General features: G+C 43.2%; 16 protein-coding genes. 7 read left to right on the top strand and 9 right to left on the bottom strand.

The window, feature by feature from the left end; all coding sequences use genetic code 11:
* Window positions 1-47: 47 nt before the first annotated feature.
* Window positions 48-9,389, bottom strand: coding sequence for a hybrid non-ribosomal peptide synthetase/type I polyketide synthase (locus EXT47_RS09235; protein ID WP_130126442.1), 9,342 nt, complete (start codon window positions 9,387-9,389; stop codon window positions 48-50).
* 34 nt (window positions 9,390-9,423) lie between these two features.
* Window positions 9,424-10,728 carry a succinyl-diaminopimelate desuccinylase gene (gene dapE, locus EXT47_RS09230; RefSeq protein ID WP_130126440.1) on the bottom strand — a complete coding sequence of 435 codons (1,305 nt, stop codon included), beginning with the start codon at window positions 10,726-10,728 and terminating at the stop codon, window positions 9,424-9,426.
* A 727-nt stretch (window positions 10,729-11,455) separates the two neighbouring features.
* Between dapE and EXT47_RS09225 the strand changes: the two genes are divergently transcribed.
* Complete coding sequence (locus EXT47_RS09225; protein ID WP_039497753.1) at window positions 11,456-11,770, top strand: hypothetical protein; 315 nt, start codon at window positions 11,456-11,458, stop codon at window positions 11,768-11,770.
* 292 nt (window positions 11,771-12,062) lie between these two features.
* On the opposite strand, the gene EXT47_RS09220 is transcribed toward EXT47_RS09225, so the two are convergent.
* Complete coding sequence (locus EXT47_RS09220; protein ID WP_130126437.1) at window positions 12,063-12,980, bottom strand: DMT family transporter; 918 nt, start codon at window positions 12,978-12,980, stop codon at window positions 12,063-12,065.
* A gap of 114 nt (window positions 12,981-13,094) precedes the next feature.
* Between EXT47_RS09220 and EXT47_RS09215 the strand changes: the two genes are divergently transcribed.
* The 4 genes from EXT47_RS09215 to EXT47_RS09200 all read left to right on the top strand — a co-directional run bounded on the left by EXT47_RS09215 (window position 13,095) and on the right by EXT47_RS09200 (window position 16,836).
* Window positions 13,095-13,574 (top strand): Lrp/AsnC family transcriptional regulator, encoded by a 480-nt coding sequence (locus tag EXT47_RS09215; protein ID WP_069022524.1) that lies wholly within the window; start codon window positions 13,095-13,097, stop codon window positions 13,572-13,574.
* Between the two features lie 158 nt (window positions 13,575-13,732).
* Window positions 13,733-14,932 (top strand): lipoprotein-releasing ABC transporter permease subunit, encoded by a 1,200-nt coding sequence (locus EXT47_RS09210; RefSeq protein ID WP_010604888.1) that lies wholly within the window; start codon window positions 13,733-13,735, stop codon window positions 14,930-14,932.
* On the top strand, window positions 14,925-15,614 hold the full coding sequence (gene lolD / locus EXT47_RS09205) for a lipoprotein-releasing ABC transporter ATP-binding protein LolD (RefSeq protein WP_039497757.1): 690 nt from the start codon (window positions 14,925-14,927) through the stop codon (window positions 15,612-15,614). Before EXT47_RS09210 ends, lolD begins: the two co-directional genes overlap by 8 nt.
* Entirely contained in the window at window positions 15,607-16,836 is a 1,230-nt protein-coding gene (locus tag EXT47_RS09200; protein WP_039497758.1) for a lipoprotein-releasing ABC transporter permease subunit, read from the top strand. The genes lolD and EXT47_RS09200 overlap by 8 nt, the downstream gene beginning before the upstream one ends.
* Before the next feature lie 144 nt (window positions 16,837-16,980).
* Here the strand turns inward: EXT47_RS09200 and sbcB are convergent, their stop codons facing one another.
* Together sbcB and EXT47_RS09190 are read right to left on the bottom strand one after the other, a co-directional pair.
* Window positions 16,981-18,450: an exodeoxyribonuclease I gene (gene sbcB / locus EXT47_RS09195; RefSeq protein ID WP_130126435.1), complete on the bottom strand. Its 1,470-nt coding sequence runs from the start codon at window positions 18,448-18,450 to the stop codon at window positions 16,981-16,983.
* Between the two features lie 293 nt (window positions 18,451-18,743).
* On the bottom strand, window positions 18,744-19,946 hold the full coding sequence (locus EXT47_RS09190) for an MFS transporter (RefSeq protein WP_039497854.1): 1,203 nt from the start codon (window positions 19,944-19,946) through the stop codon (window positions 18,744-18,746).
* Between the two features lie 107 nt (window positions 19,947-20,053).
* Between EXT47_RS09190 and EXT47_RS09185 the strand changes: the two genes are divergently transcribed.
* The gene (locus tag EXT47_RS09185) at window positions 20,054-20,944 is read left to right on the top strand and encodes a LysR family transcriptional regulator (RefSeq protein WP_130126433.1); all 891 of its coding nucleotides are present in this window, start codon (window positions 20,054-20,056) and stop codon (window positions 20,942-20,944) included.
* A 19-nt stretch (window positions 20,945-20,963) separates the two neighbouring features.
* Here EXT47_RS09185 and EXT47_RS09180 read toward each other — a convergent pair whose 3' ends face one another.
* Window positions 20,964-21,395 (bottom strand): MarR family winged helix-turn-helix transcriptional regulator, encoded by a 432-nt coding sequence (locus EXT47_RS09180; protein WP_130126431.1) that lies wholly within the window; start codon window positions 21,393-21,395, stop codon window positions 20,964-20,966.
* A gap of 188 nt (window positions 21,396-21,583) precedes the next feature.
* Here EXT47_RS09180 and EXT47_RS09175 point away from each other — a divergent pair, with 188 nt between their 5' ends.
* The gene (locus tag EXT47_RS09175) at window positions 21,584-22,012 is read left to right on the top strand and encodes an organic hydroperoxide resistance protein (RefSeq protein WP_010604667.1); all 429 of its coding nucleotides are present in this window, start codon (window positions 21,584-21,586) and stop codon (window positions 22,010-22,012) included.
* A gap of 286 nt (window positions 22,013-22,298) precedes the next feature.
* Here the strand turns inward: EXT47_RS09175 and EXT47_RS09170 are convergent, their stop codons facing one another.
* From EXT47_RS09170 to EXT47_RS09160, 3 genes are all read right to left on the bottom strand, one after another.
* On the bottom strand, window positions 22,299-22,742 hold the full coding sequence (locus tag EXT47_RS09170; RefSeq protein WP_130126429.1) for a hypothetical protein: 444 nt from the start codon (window positions 22,740-22,742) through the stop codon (window positions 22,299-22,301).
* Between the two features lie 253 nt (window positions 22,743-22,995).
* Window positions 22,996-25,146 (bottom strand): ATP-binding protein, encoded by a 2,151-nt coding sequence (locus EXT47_RS09165; protein WP_130126427.1) that lies wholly within the window; start codon window positions 25,144-25,146, stop codon window positions 22,996-22,998.
* Entirely contained in the window at window positions 25,121-26,308 is a 1,188-nt protein-coding gene (locus tag EXT47_RS09160; RefSeq protein ID WP_010604670.1) for an extracellular solute-binding protein, read from the bottom strand. The genes EXT47_RS09165 and EXT47_RS09160 overlap by 26 nt, the downstream gene beginning before the upstream one ends.
* Between the last annotated feature and the right edge of the window lie 30 nt (window positions 26,309-26,338).

Below are 26,338 nucleotides of genomic sequence, written 5' to 3'. Positions count from 1 at the left end.
CTTAAAGTCGTTAGAAAGCCCCAAAGCGAAGGCTTTGGGGCAAGCTGTTACTCCACGTTTGTTGCTATTACCGCTTGGCTTTGGGTATCCTGCAGAATACTATGCATAATTGCGCCGTTGCCTGCCTGCATCATATCTGGCATCAACATTTCCTCGTGCTTACCAACACCTTGATAGGTAATGACTTCGACGTCTGATGCAGCATCCCAACTGGTTAGACGAGCAGCTTCTGCATGTGCATTTTGTTCGACGATAAAGTGCAGTTTTGCGTGAACCTGACCTAGGTTTTTCACTTCATAACACCAATTGATATAGTCTCTCGCTTGTGCCAGTGTATGCTGGTGTACCGTGTTTGAGCCAGTATGGCGGGCGAAATGTGCTTTTAACTCTTGCTCAAAGTGCGCGAAGTCTTGCTCCCGCATTTTGATTGTTTCAGTGATCCTGAATGAGTCTAAGATCACCACATCCCCGACACGTTGACCTCGGTCTTCCAGCTCCTTAGCAATCTCAAAGGCTAAATTACCGCCAAGGGAGTATCCAAATAGGGTATAGGGACCATGAGGTTGAATTTGCATAATTTGGTCGGCATAGTCGCTAACCTTAGTGTCACTTTCGAGGTAGTTAAAAGAGATCACTTCAGTGTTAGGCAATGCGTCGGCAAATGCCTTGTAAACGATGCTGTAACCACCCGCTGGTGGTAGCGCAAATAAACGAGTAGATTGGCCTGCATTGAAGATAAGGTAAGGGGACGCGCCCGTTTCTTTTCCTGTTACTACATCTTCAATTGCACTTGCCATGCCATGTAAGGTTGTAAATCTAAATAGCTGATTAACTTCCATTTTAATGCTGAAGGCTGATTGGATCCTGACCATTAGCTCAATCAAATATAAAGAGTTACCGCCAAGGGCAAAAAAGTCATCATGAAGACTAATGGATTTTTGCCCTAGCATATTGGACCAAATCTCAGCGAGCTGCTGTTCAAATAGGGTGGCAGGCGCTACGAATGCTCTTACCAACTCGGCGAGTTCAACCTGTGGTAATGCCGCTGCATCGATTTTACCGTTACTCAGTAATGGAAATTGATCAATAGCAACCAGCTTACTAGGTACCATATAGCTTGGTAACTGGTTCTCTAACTGCTCGAGGACAAACTCAGTACCGACCGCAAGCTCCGACTCAAAGTAGGCAATTAATTGGGTTTGCCCATGTACTTCTATCCCTTTTACATAGCTTCGCTTAATTCCTGGGATCTGGTTGATGCTAGACTCAATTTCTCCAAGCTCAACGCGGTGACCTCGTATTTTTACTTGATTGTCGATGCGTTGCAGAATATGTAGGTTGCCGTGTTTGTCCCACTTACCTAAATCACCCGTTTTATATACCCGTAGGGTGCAATTTTCTGACACGGGAAGTTGGATAAATTGGCTGGCATTTTTCTCTGGATTATTGAGATAGCCAAGACTTACGCCTTGCCCCGCAATTGCAATTTCGCCGACTGCGTTACTCGATACTAACTGGTTTTGCTTATCGAGCAAGATAAGTTGCGTTGCATTGAAAGGCTTGCCGATAGGCACCGTTGCACTGGTTTCTAAGTACTGCTCTGATTCCTCAAAGAAGCTACTGTCTATGGTTGCTTCAGATGTGCCGTAGGAGCTAAATAGTCGAGCATCTTCTTGTAGCAATCCTTTGAGTGCGCGGTATTCAGCGATTTGCCATTGCTCAGAGCCAACAATCACTCTACGTAAGCTGGTAAATCCAACCTGACTTTGCTTTGCGAATAAGATGAGATTACGAACCACAGAGGGCACAAACTCAACCGTATCAATCTGCTGTGTCTCAATGAGGTCATACAACACCGGCATGTTCAGCATCATATTTTTAGGACACAACACTAAGTGCTTCGCATTGTAAAATGCGCGCGCGAGATCGCCACAAAACACATCAAAGGTTGGGCTGGCCAATTGTAAATGATGAGAGGTGGGTGCTAAATCAAATTGGGCTAACCAGTCCACAGCGATCGTAGCCCAGTTTTGATGGCTGACCTGGACAGCTTTTGGCGTACCCGTAGAGCCAGAAGTAAAGACAATATACGCGATGTCATTTGGCTGATGATTTAACGCCAAATTGTGCTCGCTGATTTCATCTCGTTGGCTTTGGAAGCTTTCCCAAAGTAGTGTCGGGTGATCTGATGTTAGCGCTTCTTCGCAAAGTAGTAACGCGCAGCGACTTTGCTCAAGCAACAGTTGCTTGCGTTCATTGGGTTGCTGCGGGTCAATTACCACAAAATGATGACCTGCTTTTAACGTAGCGATACAAGCAACAACTAATGCGATAGATTTTTCAAAATGTAAGGCAATCGTTTGACTAGGTTGGTTATCTAGCTGCGAATTAATTAGTCGCGCCAACTGATTTGCCTGACCGTTCAGTTCGCAATAGCTCAAAGTAGCAGCCAATTCTCCGGCATTTGTTCCACAGGCAATGCTGAGGGCAGGAAGCTCAGGACTATGTTGCGCCGCACTTTCTATTTGGCTGACCAAAGTCGGTAATGCAGGTGCTTTTTGTTGACTTTCAGCAAATGTCGCCAAGGCATCTATTGCGTCTGGACTTGTTAAGGCAAGCTCCGAAAGAGGCCTATTTGGACTATCAATGACCATTCGTGTCAGTGCGATATAGTCCCGAGCCAGCTGCGCTATCGTTTCGGTTTCGAATAGATCGGTATTATATTTTAATGTGCCTTTGAACACGCCATTTTCTTCATAGGTCGAAAGCGTAATGTCAAATTGACCTTCTTCTTCAGGCAGTTCCATGAATTGCATAGGAAAGCCCTTATAGTACGCGACATTATTTTCATCCATATGTGATTGCTCAACGCGGTGATTGAGCATCACAAACATGACCTGAAATACCGTAGAGCGGCTGGCATCATGTTCAATACCAAGCTTATCCACTAACAGCGCAAACGGATATTCTTGGTGATCTAGTGCGTTGAGGGTAATGTCTTTCACCTGCGCTAAAAGCGAAGCAAAGTGCGTTTCAGGAGCAAATCTTGCGCATAGCGGTAGGGGATTCACAAAGTAACCATAGACATTTGAAAACTCGGGATTTGTACGACCGGCCACGGGGCTGCCTATAATGATTTCATCTTGCTGAGTATATTTATGCATGACTGCATAATAGATGCTAAGCAGCGCCATAAACATGGTGGAACCTTGTGCCTTTGCAAGGGCATTTAACGAGGACGTAAGGGCTTTATCCAACTCAAAATGATATGAATCACCAACGTTGGTGAGTACCGCAGGCCTAGGTTTGTCGGTTGCAAGGTCTAATACGGGGATCTCAGCAGGTAAGTGATTCTGCCAAAACTTATAGTTTGCCGCGCCGCGTGGAGAGTGAACAAAGCGTGTTTCCCAATCGACAAATTTTTCATAGCTTGACGTTATCTCGCTGAGTGTTAATGGTTCACTTTTTGCAAAATACGCATACAGTGACTGCATTTCATCGATAAACATGTAATTTGACCATGCATCTGAGATGATGTGATAAATCGTCACTGCAAAGTAGTAGCTTTGATCATTTTGCTTGTATAAATACAGTCTAAACAGCGGATCGTGTTCAAGGTCGAAAGGCTGTTCATTGTCTGCAATCATCATTGGTTGAATATCTTCCCAAGACTTGCCATGTACATCAATGACTTGCAGTGCATCCTCGCGATGAGTCCAGACTCTTTGATAGGGTTCGCCATCTCTAAAGAAGAAGTTTGTTCTTAACATTGGGTGGCGAGCTACTACAGCACTAAGGGCTTTTTTCAGCGCGTCAATATTCAGAGTACTAGGAATGTGCATCGCGCCGCCGATATTGTAGGAAGCGCTAGTTGGGTTGAGTTGATTGATAAACCAAATCGCTTTTTGTCCATAGGAAAGTGGGAACTCAGCTTCCACATTGGCATCAGATAAGATAATAGAGTTAACCTTGGTTTCGGAAACTGGCTGAACCTGTGATGTTTCTGTGGTTATGACTTCAAAGCCAAGCGACTCAACGAGTTTGTCATTAAGCTCTATACTTAATTCGTTGATAGATGCACCACTTAGAAGACGCACAATCGTTAGGTTTTCGCCAAAATGGGTGGTGATCTTATTTCTCAGCTCTGTCGCCATAATAGAGTCAATACCGAGATTACCGAGTGATAGATCTAATTCCACTTGCTCTCGTTTACAGCGTAATACATGGCTGACAGCATTGGCGAGATGATCGGCAACAAGCGGTAATCGAAGCGCGCTGTCTGTTTGCTGGTATAAAGGAGCAAATTCTTGCTCTTGGTGGCTTTGCTTATCGTTTTCTTGGGTAGCCAAGTGACTAAATAAACTCGGCTTTCCTGCATACCAATTGGTTACTTTGGACCAATCGGCGTCACACACTAAGAGTTGAGGTTGCTCTTGGTCTAGAATACGTTCAAGCACGGCCATCCCCGCACTTGGTGAAATGCAGTTCATACCCCTTTGGTTCTTGTAATGTTCGGCAAGACCAAGCTCTTCAATCATACCAATAGCCCAAGGGCCCCAGTTGATGCTTAGCGCCGGAAGACCTTGATTGCGACGGTAGTGGGCGAGGGCATCTAAGAAAGCATTGCCAGAAGCATAGTTTGTTTGCCCTGCGGTAGTGACTTGAGCCGCGACAGAGGAGAAGAGTACAAAATGTTCAAGGTCAACTTTACTGAGTGCTTTGTGAAGCATCAACGCACCAATCGCTTTGGTGTCAAACACACCGTCAAATGCTCTGGTATCCATATTGCCAAGTAAGGTGTCATTGACGATACCAGCACAGAAAAATAATCCGTTGATCGGTGCTTGTGCACTTAGATGATAAGACTCAAGGGCCGCGTTAAGTTCACGCTCTCGAGTTAAGTCTGTCTGCCATAACGAGACATTAACGCCCTGACTCTCAAGGTGTTGAATAAACCGAACGCGATCATAGTTACGGTCGCTTAAGGTAAGTTCTGACCAACTCTTACGCTCAGGTAATTGACTCCTACCAAGCAAAATGAGGTTTCGTGCACCTCTATCAACGAGTAGCTGACAAACTAACTGTCCGATTGAACCAAATGCCCCCGTGATCAACTGTGCTTTATGGCTTTGCACGCGAGTTGGGAAGGCGGGTTGGAGTGACGTTGCCAGCTCTAAACGAGCAATATAAGCCTGATTTTCCCTAAAGGCAACTTCCCCTTCTTGGCGGTCACTTAATAATCTGGCTGTGATATGTTCGGCATCATTTTGACCATCAATATCGATGAGGCCACCCCAATTATCAACCAGTTCTTGCTGTGCGAGCACTCGGCTAAATCCAGTTAACGAAGCGGACATCACCGCGGTAAGTTGCTCGCTATTAACGAGGCTAGCGTTGCGTGTTACCACGTAAAGCGGGAATTTACAGTCTTGTTCAATTACGGTTTTGGACAGGTTCAACAATGAATGCAGCGACTGACGTTTTTCTCTTTGCAGCTGAGCAAGGGTTAGCAATTCTATCGCGCTGTTATCTAGACTAAAGCAATGTACAACGCCACGAATTTCTTGTTTGCCCAAAGTCTCGATAAGTTGTGACAGGTGATCCCGTGAATCGGGAACCAGCCATGCATGACAATGGTCTCTGTCGATATCAAAATATTCTCCAGATTTAACGATACAGCTAGAGTGGCCAAGCTGAGCTAAACGGTCGGCTACCTGTTCAGCTGTTCCTGATTGATCTGCGAGAAGCACCCAACGTCCTGATGTGTCAGTTTTTTGTATTTCCTGCTCAGGCTCTGCAAGCCAATTGACTTGGTAAAGCCAGCTATCTATGGTTCTGGTGGTGATCCCACTTGCAGCTGAGTCAACGCTTTGTGCAATAAAGTTTTTGATAACACCAAAGACTTGACCAGACTCATCACAGAGGTATAAATCACCGACCGTTTTTTCGTCGTCACGATGAGTGATTTGGGTATAACACCAAAAATCAGTATTGTTCTGCTCGCAAAGCAAGATCTGCTCAAGCATCACAGGTAAGCGGATAGAAAATTGCTGAGCATTAGCACATGCAAGTTCCGTAAATACTAACGTCTGGAAGCACGCATCTAATAGACTTGGGTGTAGGGTAAATTGTGCTGTTCGCTCAAGTTGAGTAGGCCAAGAGATCTTGGCAAGCACGCCGTTGTCTGTTGCCCAGATCTGCTCAATAGCTCTAAAACATGGACCATATTCGTAACCAAACTCTTTTAGGTGTGCATAAAACTCATCGTGCTGCTGCGCGCTAGTAGCGGCACTACGAATAGCATTGAGATCAATAGGCTCAGCAAGATTGGCGCTTTGTACTCGGCGGATTGTCCCTTGAACATGGCGGGTCGTTTTGCCATCTTCAAGGCTTACCACTTTAAAATTCGGTTCATCATGGTGCAAAATGAATTGCACATTGGGTGCATGTTCATTATTCAAAAATAACGCTTTATCGATGACAAACCGGTCGAGTGCATAGCTGCCATTGCCCCAAGTCTCTTTGGCTGCAGCATACGCCATTTCGATAAAGCCAGCAGCTGGGAAGAGGGTATTGCCTTGGATTTGGTGACAGCTTAAAAAACTATCGCGATTAGTGTCGGTAACAGCGTTCCAAACATGCTCAGCTTCACTGCGTTTACGGCCCAAGAATGCATGGTTACTTTGCCCTAAACGCACTTGATTAAAGTACTCAGGCTCGGTCCAAAAGCGTTCTTGCAAGAACGGGTAAGTTGGCAACGTAGTGAACTTACCTCGACCATTTATGGCTGACCAATTCAATTCAAAGCCTAAACCAAACAGTTGAGCTACAGCTTGGTAATAGGTGTGTTGTTCGTCGGATTTACGGCGCATACTCGAGACGACAACACTTGAGCAACTTTGTTCTTCTGCGGTTTCCGCAATCGATGCGCCAAGCACAGGGTGTGGACCCAGTTCCAAAAATGCTTGATAACCTTGTTGTAATATTGCGCGGGTGGCATCAACAAAGCGCACGGCTTGACGGACGTTGAGCCACCAATAGTTAGCATCAAGTTCAGGCCCCTCAGCAAGTGTTCCTGTTACCGTTGAATACAATGGAGTATGTGCGGTGTTAGCTTGAATACCAGCTAAACACTCGAGCAATTCGGCCTTTATCGGTTCCATAAACTGGCTGTGATAGGGCACTTCAACGCGGAGAAACTTGCAAAACACACCAGCTTCGCTCAGTTGTGTTTCAATACTGTGTAACGCGTTTTCTTCACCAGCTAGGGTGACAGAGTTTGGACTATTTACCGCTGCGATTTCAACTTGGTCGTTGAGATAAGGCGTGACATCACTGTCAGAGAGTCCTACCGCCATCATTTTACCTGTGTTGCGGCATTGATGTTGTAAACGGCTACGATGGACTACGATGGTGCAAGCATCTTTTAATGAGTAGACCCCGGCTTCATAAAATGCTGCTGCTTCACCGGTACTGTGGCCAACAATGACATCAGGCGAAATGCCGTGTTGACGCCACATTGCTGCAAGTGCAACTTGCACGGCAAAGTTTGCCGTTTGAGCAAGCCAAGTATATTGCATGTTTGACGCTGATTCATCGGCAAGCATTTCATCAACCAATGACCAATCTGTAAGCGCTGACATATAGCTATCGCACTCATCGATCATCGTTTTAAAAGTTGGCTCCGATTGGTACAGCTCACGGCCCATTGCCCACCATTGTGGCCCCATACCGGTGAAGACCCAGACGAGTTTTTGCTCATCTTTTTTCAGTGTGCGCAATGTGTTGGCCACAGCAAATTCAGCATCATGACTTAATGTTTGTAGTTGTTGTTGCAGATCCTCTGCATTATTAAAACAAATTGCATGACGATATTGGTGATGTTCACGGCGCTCACCCAGTGTATAAATAATATCACTGAGTGATGCATCGCTATCTTGCAAAAATTCATTATGCGCTTTGGCAAAGCGATGGATCCCGTGTTGATCTCTTGCACTCAGTGGATAAAGTTTTAAGCCATTCTCATTTGCTGGAGGTATTGATGGCACTTCTGGCGCAACGTATTCTTGAATAACCGCGTGGGAATTGGTTCCACCGAAACCAAAGGAGTTTACCCCCGCAACGGCTAAACCTTCATGCTTAGGCCAAGGTGTAAGTTTTGTGGGGATCTCATACGGCGCATTGGCGTAATCAATCTTAGGATTAATTGATTTTAAGTGTAAATGCGGTGGGATCTGTTTGTTTTGAATGGCTTTGACCGCTTTGAACAAACCAGCCATACCAGCGGCTGCCTCGGTATGGCCAATATTGGTTTTTACCGAGCCAATGTAGCATTTATCGTCTTGATCACGGTTGATCCCAAGGAGTGTTCCAACTGACTTTGCTTCAATAGGGTCGCCAACTGGTGTGCCTGTGCCGTGCATTTCAATGTATTGCACTTTACCGGGGTCAATATTCGCTTTGGCATAGGTTTCTTTCATCAAGCGCAATTGGGCATCGCCGTTTGGCACCGTGATCCCTTGTGTTTTACCGTCTTGGTTTACACCGGTGGCTAAGATCACCGCATGAATTGGGTCGCCATCCTTAATTGCATCATCTAAGCGCTTGAGCACAACGACGCCAGCGCCTTCAGCGCGGACATAGCCGTTTGCGGAGTCGTCAAAAGCATGAGAAAAACCAGTCGGAGATAAGAAACCGCCTTTAGACTCGGATACTGTATATTGTGGTGCCAAATGTAATAGCACACCACCTGCAAGTGCTATATTACTTGCCCCGGTCTGTAGACTTTTACAGGCCATATCTAATGCGACAATAGAGGAGCTACAAGCAGTATCGATGGACATGCTGGGGCCATTAAAATCAAAAGTATGAGAGATGCGATTAGAAAGCATCGTCATCATGACACCCGTCGCAGTGTGGGCATCAATGTTGTCAAAATCAGGGTTAGTGAATTGCATGATTTTATAATCAAGCGTAAACCCACCCATAAAAACACCGACCGACTCTCCTGCGAGTTCAGATGGCTTTTGCCCACCATCTTCCAAGGCTTCCCAAGTTACCTCCAGCAATTTACGTTGTTGAGGGTCCATAAACTCGGCTTCACGAGGCGTGATCCCAAAAAATGCTGGATCAAACTTATCGATACCATCGATATAGCCACCCCATTTTGAGCTCAATTTGCCTTTATTCGCCCTTACAGACGAATAATGAGTATCGATATTCCATCTCGATTCTGGGGTTTCTATGATGCAATCGACACCATGTTTAATATTTTCCCAAAACAATTCAGGACTATTCGCGTGACCTGGGAAACGACAACCCATGCCAATAATTGCTATCGGTAGTGTGTTGTTTACGGGGCGAACAGAGCGTTCATTTTCGATTGCCATAATGCATTCCTTGAAGTTATCTATTTTCTATTAATTAGCGAAGTTGCAGCAGTTCATCTTGAGCGGTTGAGTGAACATGAAGCGTAGGGTAGAGCAGGCGTTTATAGATGCCGTAGTAAAGTTGTTGAAGCTGGATTAAGTCGGATGTTGTTGTGTGTTCATCTATTTGATGAATGGTTTTGTTCACCAATCCAAGTTCTAATACTGAGGTTGATATTTCAGCAATAAAGCGGCCATCCGATGTTCCCCCTGCGGTCGATAGTTTTGGTGTGAAATGACATTGACTGTTGATTTCATCGCAGACGATAGCGAGGGATGGAGAAGGGATCTCATCATTATTTACGCAGTAATAGGGTTTACAGGAGTTATTGGTCGTTAATGCATAATTGAGTGTATGTTTTTCGATGGTTTCTCTGACCAGCTGGACCAATTCATATTCGTTGTATGCGGGTGTATAACGGATATTAAAATTTAGCTGACATTGGCTTGGAATGATGTTGTCAACAAAATCGCCAGAATTTACATGAGTGAATTGTAGTGTGGTCGAGTCAAAGTTATCACAGTGCTTAGGCCAATCTACTGACAATAATACTTGCATAATATTTTGTGCTAGATGGATGGCATTGGTCGCTTTTTGAGGGTAAGCCACATGTCCACTTTTACCATGTAAATTAATGGTAAAAGACAAAGCACCACGGCGACCGACTTTCAGTGTATCTGCTACTTGCGCTTCAGAGCTTGGCTCTCCGACCAAGGTAAAATCAAATGTGATACGCTGCTGTTTTAAAAACTGAGTGATCCGCTTGGTTCCGTGTTCCGCTTCGCCTTCCTCGTCGCTAGTGAGTAGCAACCAAAGCTCTTTTTCCGGTATTCCAAAGTCTGTCACTAGAGCCTCAATTGCACAGAAAAAGGCGGCAATAGCGCCTTTCATATCAACAATACCTCTGGCGAAGAGACAGCCATTGTGTTCTGTCAGCTTAAAAGGGTTAAACTGCCAATCTTGTGTACTTCCGGCTGGTACTACATCGGTATGACCAAGAAAAGCAAACCTAGCGTCACTATTGTTACCTATGCTCGCTATTAAGTTACTCACATCACGAACAGGCAAGTGCTTGATTGAAAAACCCAAAGTCCGCAGCTCTTGTGCTAACCACAGTTGGCACCCAACATCATCCGGCGTGATTGATTTGAATGCGACTAACTGCCGTGCAATGTCAACAACGCGGTGGCTGGCATGTTCATCCTCTTCAACACCTTGAAACTCCTCATGTAGAGCCTCGATATCCTCTAGCGCTTCAGAGACAAGTTCGTAACAAGTGTTTGAAGAAAAGCCATTCATCTCAAAAAACCTTAATGCAGAAGTATGATAAATAGGCAATTAAAAGTGATGCTGTACACATTTTAATTACACCCCGTTCACAAGTTGCGTATTCAAACATTGAAATTATTTTGATGCTAATGATTTTATTTTGACTAAATTAACCTAAATAATTTCATTGTTGTTTTTTATGAAGTAATAAAGTTTGTTATTTTTAATGCTGTTTGTCTAATTTTGATATTTGAGTTTTATTGAATTAATTTTGGTGTAAATGCTCTATGTACTAATATTCTAAATGTATGAAAAATAATTTCTCTTAATAATCAGTGTTGGATTTTTATTGTTTGAGTTATGTCTTGTGTTATTCGGAATTAAGAAAATCATGGTGTTTAGGTTAATGGAATTGTGAATTTTTAAACTGTGCGAGTTTGTTGTGTAAAGTGCGCTATTAAGATAAATGGAATTAATTTCACTTATTTCTTTTTGTTATTTAATTCGCGTCTAATATGTTTATTTAATCTAAATGAGAAGAGAGCCAAAGTATGTGCCTTGACGTATTAAGGTGAGTTTTCTTGATGAGGCTTTAATGTTGAAATTGTTTTTGTAAATTTAATAAATTTATTCTTGAGTTGTCATATTTAATGAATAAAATAGCAAGCGCTATAGAGTTTTTATTCAATATTTTGATTTCTGTTACAGTATTTTGCTGTTTTTTATCTATAGCGCTGACTTAAATTAAGGATGAAAAATGAAAAAGCTAATCACCGCACTCGTTGCATTCACTGTATTGTCTGTATCTGCTCAAGAAGTAGAAGAGGCGAAAGCACTCGTTACTCAACAAAACATTAAAATTGTTGCTATTGGCCAAAGCGGCTGGGATCCAATTTGGAGAGAGCCTACCTGTAGCATTCAAAAAACGGATGAAGATGCTGTAGGTAATGCTTACATGATCAGTCATTATGACATGTGTTTATGCCAAAACAGTAAAAAAGCGAGCTATCTGATTGAAGATACACAAAGCAACCCTAAGCAAGCAGCGGTTATTTGTTACCTAGAGCAGTAAGCTAGTCAACAGCAGCAGAGCAAAGTACTTGCACTTTACTCTGCTTTTATCACTGGTGTTTCCTTTAAGTTCAAATTAGCTAAATTAACTGATTTTTTGCTTTGGTGTGCTAAATAACCTGAGCTGCGGATAATTAATGCCTTTCTAGCAGCCAGTTTTAGCGCTAACTGCGTTGAATTCACTTCCAATAGCCAGCTATTGGTGCGTAAATTCGCCTTGTTTTCCCTAAAACTCTCTGGCTAGACAAGGAAAAACTAAGTTGTGCTTTAGCAACAATGAGTTGGAACACTCCTTATCCAAACCTCAGGTTAATTAGCTTGCCTAACTTCCAATCGAACTTTACAGCGCTGACGGCTGTTAAGATTAAAACAATCCCAAGCGTTTGTAGCATCAAAATCGTGTGCTCGAATGCAATAAAATCTACTAACAGCGCCACGACCGGATAAATAAAAGAAAGAATAGCAATTAATGTGGTGCTTAAGCGTTGAAACGCATCATACATGATCACATACATAAACCCTGTGTTGACGACGCCTAAGAATAAGATATTACCCCAGCTCGATGAAGTCACTGGGAAGTGTGAAAAATCAACCCAAGGCAACAAAAATAAGCCACCAAAAAAGATTTGGATCACAGCAACTACACCGGATGGCACTTGGCTTACCTTTTTCGTCATCAGCGTTGTAATGGTATACAGAAATGCAGCTCCAAGTGCTAGTAGCAGACCAAAAACGGCTTGGTTACTCTCTTGTGCAAAAATCACCGCGACTATTTCTTGATACGGGATCCCCACAACCAACCATAATCCCACCACGGCGATGGCCAACCATAAAAGGATTGCCTTACTTGGATACTGACGATAAAACACCGCGCTTAATAATACCAACATCAAAGGTTGTAGATGGTATGCGATGATTGAAATTGAAAAAGGAATATAGTCAAACGAGGCGAATAATAGCACCCAGTTTCCGACCAGCGCGATACCGCCGAGCAAGATGGTCATAAAAACGGGACCTTTAAACACCTCTTTTGTCAGTTGCTTTGTTACGAGCACGTATCCAAGAAGGCACAATGCGCCAATAACACAACGTAAAAATACCACATTCCAATAGGATTGTTCTGCACTGACGACAAAGTATCCTATGGTGCCGGACAGCACCATAGCTATTATCATCTCTATTGAACCTTTTTCTTTATCTGAGCCAAACATTGTTCACACCTTGTCATATTCAATTCTATACTTGCATATTATTTAGGGTTTGCCGTATTACTAATAGACAATAAAAGGCTAATTTTTCTAATTTCCTAAAAATGAAAGGCAAAAATGCGAAAACTAATTAATAATGAAAAATGGTCGCTTGATGCGATAGATAGCAAGCTTATAAAGCTGTTAGAAAACAACAGCCGAGTGTCCGTTGCTGAAATGGCCCGGGCAGTGAATATGTCTTCACCGAGTGTGAATGAGCGCATGAAACGTATGGAAGAGTATGGGGTAATTAGTAAATACAGTATTGAATTAGACCCAGAAAGCTTTGATTACCCGCTGACAGCGATTGTGCGTATTCGTCAGCATCCCGGTAAACTAAAACAACTTGAAGCGATGATCCAAAACATTCCTGAAGTGATTGAATGTGACAAAGTGACGGGAGAGGATTGTTTTTATGTGAGGTTGTGTTTTGAGAGTATGCCTAAGCTAGACGAAATTTTGGATAAGGTCTCGACGCTAGGTGATACCCACACATCGGTGGTGAAATCAACAATAGTCAAACGTAGAAACGTGCCATATCAGATCCGCAAAAGGTAATCGCTAAGTATGGCGAGTAGTAACGTTTTGACGGGATCAGCAATGCACAGCTAAACGTCAACAAATTTATAGTTTGTCACACTTTTTATAGCAATCCTACCATCAATCTGGTTTTGAGTATGTTAGTATCCGTGCAGCAGTTTTTTACGAGATAGATTATGTTTCAACCAGTTAGCCTCTTTGTTGGGTTAAGATATAGCCGTGCTGCGAAAGGCAATGCATTTATATCGTTTATCTCATTTTTCTCAATTGCGGGTATCGCCCTTGGCTTGATGAGTTTGATCACCGTCAGCTCAGTGATGAATGGCTTTGAGCAAACCTTAAAAGCCGCCATGCTTGATTTGATCCCGCATGTGCAAATTAAGGAAAATGAGCAACTTGATCAAAATAAATTACAAGCCATTGAAAATCATCCTTTGGTTAAGCAAGTTTCGCCATATGTTGCAAGTGACGTAATTCTACAAACCAATCAAGATTTGGTGGGTGTGCAACTTCAAGGACTATTTCAAGGGTATGAAACAGCGTTAGATGACGCCGTACGCGCAGGTAGCTTAACTCGATTGTATGAGCAAAAATACCAAGTGGCGCTGAGTCGCTATTTAGCCAATAAACTTGGCGTAAGCGTTGGTCAGCAACTCCGCGTGATCATGCCTGAATTCACCACATACACACCGCTTGGCCGCACACCGACGCAGCGCTTATTCACCGTAGCTGCCATATATGATGGCCAAAGCGAAGCTGACACTTATTTGGCATTTGCCGACGGGAAGAGTTTACAGCGGTTAATGCGCAAGAAGCCAGAGCAATACGACCTTAACATTCATTTATATGATGCCTTTAGTCTGCCTGATTTTTATCAGCAAGCGGACAGCTTGTTACAAGGGCTCGAGATACAGGATTGGCAAACTCAGCAAGGCACATTGTTTGCGGCGGTTGCAATGGAAAAGCGCATTATGTCGCTATTACTTGGCCTTATTGTGATAGTGGCTGTATTTAATATCATTTCAGCGCTATCTATGATGGTGAGTGAAAAGCAAGGGGAAGTGGCTATTTTGCAAACGCTTGGCTTTACACCACAAATGATAGCTAAAGTGTTTATGGCGCAAGGGATGTATAACGGCATTTTTGGCACACTCATTGGTGTTGCTGGTGGATTATTGCTGTCGAACAATATTAATGAGGTGCTCCACCTCGCAGGCCTTCAGTTGCTTGGTGGCGCTGAACTTCCGGTCAAAATAGAACTAACAGATTTAACGATTATGGCAGTGGGCAGCATATTGCTAAGCTTTTTAGCAACCTTGTATCCAGCTAAACGCGCGTCGAGTGTGCTGCCAGCAGAGGTATTAAGATATGAGTGATTTAGTCATTGACTGCCAGGACTTGGTCAAAAGCTACCAAGATGGTAAAGCCGAAGTAACGGTATTAAAAGGCGTTGATTTATCTGTAACCCAAGGTGAAATGCTTGCGATTGTGGGTAGCTCGGGCTCAGGTAAAAGTACTTTACTGCATATTCTCGGTACCTTGGATAAAGCATCCACTGGCAGTGTAAAGATCAAAGGTGTGGAAGTTGGCAAGCTGTCACGTAAAAAGCAGGCGAAATTTAGAAATAAGCATTTGGGTTTTATCTATCAGTTTCATCATCTGTTGATGGAGTTTAGCGCGGTTGAAAATGTGGCGATGCCGTTATTAATTGCCGGTAATAAAGCAAAACAAGCCCGAGAAAAAGCGTTACACATGCTCGATAAAGTTGGCTTGAGTCATCGTGCTGATCATAAGCCTTCAGAGCTTTCTGGGGGGGAGAGACAGCGTGTTGCGATAGCAAGAGCGTTAGTAACAGAACCTGATTTGGTGCTAGCTGATGAACCAACCGGCAATCTTGATAAGCATAATGCACTGCGAATTTATGACTTGCTGGCTGAACTCAATCAGCAGCTAAAAACCAGCTTTGTTGTTGTAACACACGACTTAGAGTTGGCAGATAAGCTTGGTCGTGCAGTGCAACTGGACGATGGCAAAGTAGGTGTGTATCAGCATGCTTAGTTATTTTTTAAGCAAACGCTTTAGAGAGTCTAAACGTCAGCTTGGTTTTATTGGTTTTTTAACCCGTGCTTCTACGCTTGGTGTAATGCTGGGTATGGCAGTATTGATAGTCGCACTTTCTGTGATTAATGGTTTTGAAGAACAATTAGAGCAGCGGCTGTTGTCGGTGATGCCGCAAGTGAGTTATCAAGCACCTTACGACCCTATTCAAGCGTGGCAGCAAAAAGTAGAGATCTTGGAGAGTCAGCGTGGCATCGTAAGCGCGACGGCTGAAATTAACTTAACAGCCATGCTGCAATACAAAGGCACCTTAAAAGCGGCGCAGTTAAAAGGGATCGCACCGGATAGGCATCATACGGTGTCGAGCATAAGTGATTTTATAAAAGGTGCGGAACTAAAAGCATTAAAACCGGGTGAAGTGATCATCGGTAAAGGGATAGCTGACAAGCTTGGTGTCGTGGCTGGCGATAATATTCAACTCTTGGTTGCTAACAAACATTCGGATAATCCACTCGCTGCGCCAAAGCGATTAACGGCGACGGTGGTGGGACTTATCGATATGGGCGGGCCACTTGACCAAACATTAGCGTTAGTGCCGCTTAATGCACTGCAAGAAGCGATGGACTTTAGAGAAGATCAAGTAACGGACTTGCGTGCCAAGGTGAGTGATGTGTTTCAGGCACAGCAAATTGCGACATCAGCGGGTAGGGCATTACCCGATTTAGTGTACGTATCGTCTTGGTTTCGAACGCAAGGCGGACTGTATCAAGATATTCAGATGGTGCGCACTATCGTCTATCTCGTGGTATTTCTGATCATCGCTGTCGCGAGCTTTAATATCGTTTCTTCTATGGTAATGGAAGTAAAAGAAAAGCGGGCGGATATCGCCATTTTGAAAACCATGGGCGCACAGGACAGTACGATTTTTTCGACTTTTGCGCTACAAGGTGTGACGTATGCAGGGATTGGTGCACTGCTGGGCACTGGGATCGGCATTTTTATTGCTATTAACATTCCCGATATTTTTAAAGCTTGGATCAATATGAGTGATAGCAATCCGCTTGAAGGCGTCTACTTTATTGAATACTTACCGAGCAAAATTATTTGGACAGACATTTATATCAGTTTAGTCACGACTTTTGTTATGGCAGTCGTCGCAAGCTTATATCCCGCTTGGCAAGCCACCAAAACGGATCCTGCCAAAGTACTGGGAAATGGGTAACATCTAAAACCGTAGGTCGGCCTTTAGGCCGACATCTATGGGCCGATACGGCCATTTATCATTGCATGGTCTTATCTCATTTTCCATGACACACACCGTAGGTCGGCCTTTAGGCCGATCTCCAATGGGCCGAAAGCCCGCGAATTACAAACTTTGAGCGTAATGGTAAAGCGCTTTTAAGATCTGCATATTGCGCTCATTACCTTCATTCTCTGCGACTAAGTTTTCAAGCTCCAGCATAAAATCTTCGGCTGAAATTGAAGGGTTATCTTCATTATGCATCAACTTGTTTTGGCAATATTTACGCCATTTATCAAGTTCTACAGGTGAGAGCGACTGCGGCCAATTTCTTGCCCGATAGCGAAACAGCAAAGTGTTAAATTTACTGTCTTCAAAATCCAGCTCAATGGTTGCCAACTCTTCGGGCGATGCATTGCGAATGATTGCAAATTTGGCTTTATCGGCCTTGCTGGTGAAACCATCGTAGAGTTGATAATCCGGATTACTTGGTTTCTCGAATCCCTTTTCATCGCTAAAGACTTCTGCAACCTTATCCCTTAGCTCTGGACGTGCTTTAAGATACTTTAAGTTTTCAAGGCATTGTTCGCGGTCAATTCCAAGCCTTGCTGCGTTTTCGGGCAAGAGGGTCTTAGCTGGTGCTACCAGCGGGCATTTATTGATATGTACTAGTTTTAATCCAACCGGTAGCTCATCATCACCCAGTTCACTGCGTTTTGTATAAAGCCGTTGTTTGAGTGCCTCAACGTCAAGGTCATTCAATACCTCCGGTGCCTGTGTTAAATCAAAGCAGATCACGGCATTGCTATTGATCGGGTGAAAACTCATCGGGGCAATCCAAGTGGTGCAACCTTGTTGTGCTGGAAACATAGAAGAAACGTGTACTAAAGGCTGCATATTGAAAACGTCGATTAGGCTCGACACCGCTTTTTTATGTCTGTGATTAAAGTAGAACTCATACAGTTTTGGCTGTTTGGTTTTAATCAGTTTTGCCAGCGCAATCGTTGCGGTAACATCACTCAATGCATCGTGCGCGGCGCCGTGCTCAATGCCATTGGCGACGGTTAAGTGTTCCAGTTTAAAACTAGGGTTACCATCTTCACGGGTTGGCCATTCAATCCCTTCAGGGCGAAGCGCATAGCAGGCTCTAACTAGATCTATGATATCCCAGCGGCTATTGCCATTTTGCCATTCACGTTCATAGGGGTCATAAAAATTACGATAAAGGCTATAACGGGTTAGCTCATCATCAAACCGAATACTGTTATATCCGGCAACGCAGGTTTGCGGTTTGGCAAATTCAGCGTGGATCTTTGCCATAAACTCGGCCTCAGTCAGGCCTTTTTTTAGTGCTAACTGTGGTGTGATCCCAGTGACCAAACAGGCTTGAGGATGCGGGAGATAATCAGGCGCTGGTTGACAATACTCAATCAGTGGCTCACCAATAATATTGAGATCCAGATCCGTTCTGATCCCAGCAAACTGGCTTGGCCTGTCTTTTTGCGGCGTCGCACCCCAACTCTCGTAGTCGTGCCAATAGATAGTCGGGACGTTCTGGGCATTATTTGGTGTATCTGATTGGTTTGTATTTGTCATAAAATCAAAAAGTTATTCTACTGTTTTTGTTTGTTTTGGTTAATCATATTTGTCGTGATGGCATGACAACTGTGTATATTAATGTGTATATCAGTTCACACCAGTGTGTATACCGTGATAACTAAGCTGTTTGCCGCTATGCGGATACATATGACTAACGATAGATTGGCATTATCGCATAGAGGCGCGCTTAGAGTAAGGCGTAACCATGGCGGATTGTGTTATTAAAGCAGAGCAAAGCGATAATTGGGGCAAGCTGCCCAATTATCTATTGATCAATCACTAAATCGCGATTAAAAGCGCTTACTTTGAAAGTTTTTCCACATAACAACCGTTATAACTACCAATAGGGTTGAGACAACAATCAAGACATTAAAATTAAGTGTGTGGTTTTCGCGGGGCATGACTAGCAAACTTGCAATGGTGCCGCCAGAGGCTATCGCAAAGTGCTGTATCGCATTTTGCAGACTAATAAAGGTACTGCGCTCTTCTGCGTGAAGTGAGGTTATGAGTTCTGTCACTAAGATCATAGAACGGGTAGCGCTTGCAATCACAAACAGGGTAAACAGTCCGGCTGCAAAGACAACTGAGCTTATCGTAAAGCCAAACAAGGCTGCTAATATCATCAAGCCACTAAGAAAGTAAATTAAGTATGAGGTTGTGTGATTGTTTAGCTTACGTCGAGCGTATAGCTGAATTGCAATAAACGAACACACACCACTTAACAAATAGCATGCGCTTAGCATTGGGCTTGAGATGCTTAAGTTGGTAATTAGCATCACCGGAAATTGAGTTGAAATTGCAAATGTACTTAGCACCACAAAAAATGCGATGAACAGAGCGTATTTAAGGGTTTTGGTCGGGTTAAATGTGTTGCTTGGCATTGGGTTGCTAGCGCTGCTTTGCGAAGCTTGCTTTATGTTTGAGAGGAATATAAATGTAAATAATAGCGCTGTAATGGCTAAGCCACTTCCTAGTATCATGAACCCCAACTGCCAGCCTTGATTTGCCGTGATAAATAATAGAGCAGGGATCCCAATTGCCAAGGCGAGTGGAAAAGCACTCAGCAGTATCGCGGTGTCTTTTTTCTTGTCGTTTTCATGGCTTAGCTGGATCACCAAGTTGAGATTAAGTACTACCAGTGCGCCGCCACAAATGCCAGTCAATGCACGTACGAAAAGCAGGATATAAAAACTCTCGAGCGCTGAAGTAAGCAAGGTTAACAATGTGGTTGCTGACAGAAAAATAAAGACCTTGTATTTCTCCTTTGAAAGGTTGCCGGTACCACGCACCCATAAACAAGTGAAAGCTGCGGCAATTGCATAAGCTGAAACGAGTAGTCCTGAATTTGATGGGCTGGTACCTGAACTTAGCGCCATTTCTGCACTAAAGGGCACGATAATTAACGCATCTAATGCGATTAAAAAGTGGATGACAAAACATAACCCAAATTTAGCTTTTGGGCTTGCTAAGGTGGTCATTGAAGCTGAAAACATAGACATCCTTAATTGATGTAAACAAAGAAGTCTTGATTGTATTAGCCTTGATTAGGTAATAAAGTGTCTATTATTGAATTGATAAACCCACATTTTGGGCTAATAAAATGATTGATCAGATTGACCCTCAGTGGCTTAACAGTTTCCACTGTGTTTATGAATGCTTAAGCTTCAAACAAGCGGCAGAGTTTCTGGATATCCCGACCTCCAACGTAAGTCGTCACATCGCACTACTTGAAGAAAAGCTTGATGCAAGATTGTTGGAACGAACGACAAGACGGATCTCAGTGACAGAGGCGGGTGAGCAGCTTTATGTGAGTACCAAGCCGTTAATCGATTCGCTGTCGGATGCGTTGCAAGAAGTCAATAAACATGCCTCTACGCCAATAGGTCATTTGCGTATAGTGATGCCCGATATCCCCATTCTCGGTCAAGCAGTGGTAACCTTTTGCGCTGCGCATCCATTAATTTCAACAAGCTGTGACACTAGCCTGAGTCCGAGAGAAAACCTCTTAGATGGCTTTGATGTCGTGCTCTACTTTCATCGCGGCAAGCTTGAGGATAGCAATTGGGTGGTTAAAGAACTGGCTCGATTACCAAGCGTTGTGGTGGCAGCTCCCAGCTTGCTAGAAAAGCATACTTCGCCGTATAGATTAGCAGATTTACAGTCTCTTCCTTGTATTTCAACCCTTACCGCCGTAAACGGTACGCCTTGGATATTTACCACCAAGGAAGGAAGATTAACGACGGTGAATGTTAAATCGAACTTCAGAGTTAACAGTGGGTTTATAGCCAAGTCTGCCGCGCTATCTGGGGTTGGGTTTGCCATCTTGCCACTGAACTCCTGTAAAGCAGAAATCGAGTCAGGCGCGCTGATACCAATCGAGTTAGAGCAGCAACCGGAAGACCTTGTGCTTTATGCGTTCTATGCTGGCCGTAAACATCTGGCCAAAAAAATATCAGCATTTCTGGCACATTTAGAACGCGCGCTACAATGACCCTCTAATGATTTCTACTTTAAGCCAAATCACCGTTGATCGAATCTAGTAATTCAATAAGTGCTTGCGCTTTTTGCTCGTCGATACTTGGAAACTTACAACGGATCTGCTCGGGAATTGTGGCAGCTTGGTGTTGCAGATCATGACCCTTACTTTGTAGTTTTACCACTCGTTTGCGCTTATCTTTTTCGTCTTTAACGATAGAGAGCAGGGCTTTGTCAGTCATTTTCTTTAATATTTGTGTCATAGCACCGCCATCGATGGCGGTTTTCTCTAGTAACTCAGCAATGCTGATTTCATCTTTCTCCCAAAGTGCCATCATCACCACATATTGAGGGTAGGTTAAGTCGAGTTTTTGTAAAGATGCTCGGTAAGCACGGGCAATACCATTGGAAGCCATGTAGAGGCGGTGGCAGATTTGAGCGTCTAGTTTTAATTGTGGGTAGTTCATCACATATTCCTACAAAGTAGCTAAGCTACATTTTAATTTGCACACAAAGTATTTGCAATTCTAAAAAATTGAATCTATTATTTTGCATACAAAATAAATGTTTAATTGATTTTACTTCATCTAGAGTAAAGCCTCGCTGCGTTAGGGTGTAGGTGAGTACTCTACAAGCACAAACTTAGGAGAACGAAATGAAAGAACTACAAAGTATTGCATATACGGCGAAAGCCACTGCCACAGGTGGCCGAGAAGGTGTGGCAAAGTCTGACGATGGTCGTCTTGATGTTGCGCTTTCGACACCAAAAGGCTTAGGTGGTGATGACGGGCAAGGAACTAATCCGGAGCAATTGTTTGCAGCAGGTTATGCGGCGTGTTTTATTGGCGCATTAAAATTGGTGGCAGGCAAAGCAAAAGTCAAGTTGCCAGAAGACACACATATTAACTCTGAAGTGTCTATAGGGCCAATTGAAGGTGGCTTCGGGATAGCGGTGAAATTGGCGGTATCAGTTGGTGACTTAGACAAAGACACGGCGCAGTCACTCGTTGAGAAAGCTCACGAAGTTTGTCCATATTCAAATGCTACTCGTGGCAATATCGCGGTTGAGCTTTCAGTTATTTAACTAACCTGAGGTTTGGATAAGGAATGAACTAACTAACTGTTTTTAATCACCTTAAACTATCTTCTTACCTAGCCAGAGAGTTTTGAGGATAACACCGCTTCCGCGTCCTGCTCTCGCTAAGGTACCTACTTCCTGTAGGCAAGGCGAATTTACGTATCAATAGCTGGCTATTGGAAGTGAATTCAACGCAGTTAGCGTTAAAACTGGCTGCTAGAAAGGCATTAATTATCCGAAGCTCAGGTTAACTAACTTAAGTGAGTTAGAGCCAGCGTATTTTGACACTGGCTTATGTGTTTTCAAACGGGTCGGTGACATTAAAGCAATGAATCTCACCGCCCGTTCTATAATCAACACGTTTAACTTGCTCAACGATTTCCACCGTATTATAGCCATTGAGTAAACCAAACATTGCCGCTTGTTGGCCTGAGCCGATGGCATAAGATTGCGCTAAGGGTTCAGATTTACAGGTGCCCCTTTTTACACAACCATACCAAACGCCTTTTTTGGGGTGATATTTAATGAATTCCAAACTCTCAATCGTATCAAACTGATTATTTGAAAAATTGTGCTGCAAATTGTATATATCGCATGTCTGGCCAGTGCAAAACACTCTCCAGCCGTGATAATCAAACCACTTTTGAGCGTTATCGGTAACGATGATCTTGTCGGTAGTGGTTCTACTATCACAGGCTATTTCTGCTGTTTTTGCGTTATAGACGATGGTTGTCATTCCTTTTGACTCCTATGAAATTACAATTCTATGAAACCATGCAATAGTGCAGGTAAAAATGCTGATGGTATAAAGACTTGAATGCTAATTGAATGTTGCACTAGAAGAAGTTTACCTGAAGTGAATGTCTGCGCTTTCTAATTTCAGACAAGGATTATAAGAATTTTACGATGTTATTCAATTGTAACTTAAGTGAACTTTCTTCAATTTAGCTTATTACATTTAGCCAACTAAAATGGGGCGAAATTGACCGTTAACTCACAATCGTATTTATCACTTCATAAAGTTTTTTCATATCGATCGGTTTTGCGACGCAATTATCAAATCCAAGTTGCTGATAATTTTCTAAATCTCCCGACATCACGTTGGCTGTGACGGCAACCAGCGGGGTTGTTTTATCTTGTTCTCTGACTTCTGAACATACTTTTAGGCCATCTTTTTTTGGCATCTGAATATCGACAAAAAAGATATCAGGTTTCAATTCGTGATAAAGCTCAATCGCTTCTTCACCATCCTGAGCTATGACAAGATTCGCTTCAGTTGGTTTAATCATGGCACTAAATATTTTTTGATTAAGTGGATTATCTTCAGCAAGTAGCAGGTTTTTATCCTTCAAGGCGGGTATAGCTTGCAAGTCTTGCATGATAGATTGTTCTGGTGCGTCGCAAATATCGAGTACGAGTTCAACTGTGAACTCACTACCAATACCTTCTTTACTTGTCACCGTAACGCGGCCGTCCATTAACTCGGCGAGTTGTTTTACAATTGCAAGTCCAAGACCGGTTCCTCCATACTTTCTGGTGGTAGATGAGTCTGCCTGTTGAAAACGATTAAATAGCTTCTTTAGCGCGACTTCGGAAATACCGGCGCCCGTATCTATTACACGGATGGAGAGATGTTTACCGCCATCTTGGAGTATAACGGTTACAGAGCCGTCACTGGTAAATTTAACGGCATTGGATATTAAATTCCTTAGTATCTGCTTCAAACGTAGCGAATCACCAAGTCGATAGGGGTTAGCGAGTTCCTCAGTATGAATAATCAGGTCGATTTGCTTAGCACTGGCAGTATGGACAAACTCTTGTTTTACTTCAGTGACAATACTTTTGACATCCACCGTCGCTGATTCCATCTTTAATTCACCAGCTTCAATTTTAGAGAAATCAAGTAACTCATTGAGTAAGCTAAGTAATGTTTCTGTGGACGTCATGCCTTGCGCAATGAGTTCTTTGGAGTCTGCTGCATTTCTATGGTGCTTCATTAACTGAAATACGCCATAAATTCCGTTAAGTGGCGTTCTTAATTCGTGGCTCATGTTCGCCAAAAAGTGACTTTTTGCCCGCTCTGAACTTTGTGCTTTTACTTTTTCACTTTCAAGAGAGCTGATCTGCTCTTTGATTTGCTTCGCAAGTTGGTTAAGAGTCACTTGGAGTGTTCTTAATTCTCTAAATTCAAAATCGCTTTTTGCAGAAACGTAATGTCCTCGTTTCAGTCGTTCACAATGGCGTTCAAGTGCTTGCATCGGATTGGTCAAGCGTTTTGCTAATCGGCGTAAATACCAGGTAAGTAATACCACTAGCATCAACCCGATAAGCACTATGTATAACACTGCGCGTAAAATGTCGTTACTGTATACTTCGGCTTCTCGTTGTAGCTGTAAATCAAGTGCTACAAAATCGTCTTTTAGTGAATAAATAGGACTACGGTAGACACCTTCAGTGGCATCAGAGGACTGTGTTCCCTCAAGCACAAGCTCTTGACTGGTGAGCCAGATAGAGCCTTTTTCCTGATTGGAACCTAAAAATGGTTCAAGATCGACTTCAAGGAAAAGCACCCCCGTATATTTATAAGGACGCATTAACGATGATAGTTTTTGTCTAAGGGGAATGGCGAGAAACAACTTGGCCTGATCAGACGGTTTTTTTTCAATGCTTTCAACTGGGACAACCAGTTTGTCGATTTTCAAAGTGCGTCGCTGTTGCGAGAGGACCTTGTTAGCATGCTCGCTAAATACGGAGTTGTTCCAACGTAGGGTATCAAAAGGATATCCTTCTACGGTAAACACGGAGCCATCGTTGATAAACGCAGACTTCACCATGTCGGTATTGTCGACTAAGTTAGTTAGCGCCTTAACTGCGTATTGAGTAAACAGTAGATCGCTCGGTAAGGTAGATAAAATATGGTCTTCACTTAATGGTGCAACTTGATAGATAAGCTCATTGACTTGCGCTTTAAAATCGCTGATAAGACTTGCACCAGTGCGTTTAACGTCTTCTTGCTCTAAGGTTGCCTTTTGTTGCATCAGAGAAAAACCAACCATCGCAACCAGTACAACCAGGAAGAGAGAGAATAATGCCGTAATTTTTCTTTTTATTTCATCAACGATGCTGCGATTTGCTTTCATTCTGTCCCGACTTTGTGACGATAAATTGCATATATTGCGTCGTTTCTTCGACACTATACACACCACCTAAATAGCGTGTTAGTCCCTTTAACATGGCTTCCCAAATATAGGCCATAATAGGTTCATTCGGTTGTGGATAGGTTTCATGCAGAGATGCAATCAGTTGAGACAGTGCTTTGTCGTCGCGTTTTATAAGTTCAGCTAAGCTGTCACCGTTTGCAGGCAGCGCATTGAGCTCATCCCATAGTTTATCTTGTACCTTCTGGCTTTGCATAAAGTCAACAAGCTGCTTTAGATGCGGACTTTTTTTAGATTCTATGCCATTGGCAGGAAAAGCCAGTACATGAGACGATGCGAGAGACATCAGCTGATAATTACCCCATCTCGGTAAAGGCGCGATGGCTAGGTCGTCTTTAAGCTTGTCTTTAAGTTGACGATATGCCCAAATTCCATTCACAAAATAATCGAGCTTGCCGGTCTTAAAACGATTCATTAAGCATTGGTAAACACAATCAGCGTCTATGATGCCGCTGTTGAGAAGTGATTGATAATTGGAAATTGCGAGGCGCATAGCTTTGGTGTCAAGCTGTGGCACGCCTGCCTGAATGAGATTAGGCTGAAGGGCGTTCGCAAACGTCACAAACCAATACATTTCATAAAAATTCCAGCCGAGCGTAGGTTTGTCTGCAACAGTTTGCTGTGCGTAGGTTTGTAAGTCGGTAATAGGGTGTGGCACAAGTGCACGGTTGTAATAGAGTACAAGATGGTTGCCATACATAATTGGTACGCCCTTAAGCTCACCATTGACCTTACTATTCTCAATGACTTTTTGTGTGAGCTTTTTGCTTAACCAAGACTCTGGCACCTGAGAAAATTGCAGTTCTGACAACCCCATATAATCGCTGGGAATAATCACGGCATCCGGTAACTGTAGGGCATCTGCATACAACAATAACTCGCTTTTCAACTGATTGTTGTTAAAAGCAAGAATATTAACTTTAATACCCGTTTTTGCACTAAACTCTTCAAATAATGGCTGAAAATCAAAGTTTTCAAGTCCTACCGCGACATCTATCTCTGGCGGTTCACTTGCACGGGCATTTACTGGGTTATAAACCAAAAGAAGTAACATGAACACCAAATAGAGCATTTTACGCGGCATATCAATACGCTTCCTTTACGGGCCTAAAAG

The organism is Pseudoalteromonas sp. CO342X (assembly GCF_004208915.1).
Lineage (GTDB): Bacteria > Pseudomonadota > Gammaproteobacteria > Enterobacterales > Alteromonadaceae > Pseudoalteromonas > Pseudoalteromonas maricaloris.
The sequence above is the reverse complement of the archived record's forward strand: the minus strand, read 5'-3'. Positions and strand labels throughout refer to the sequence as shown.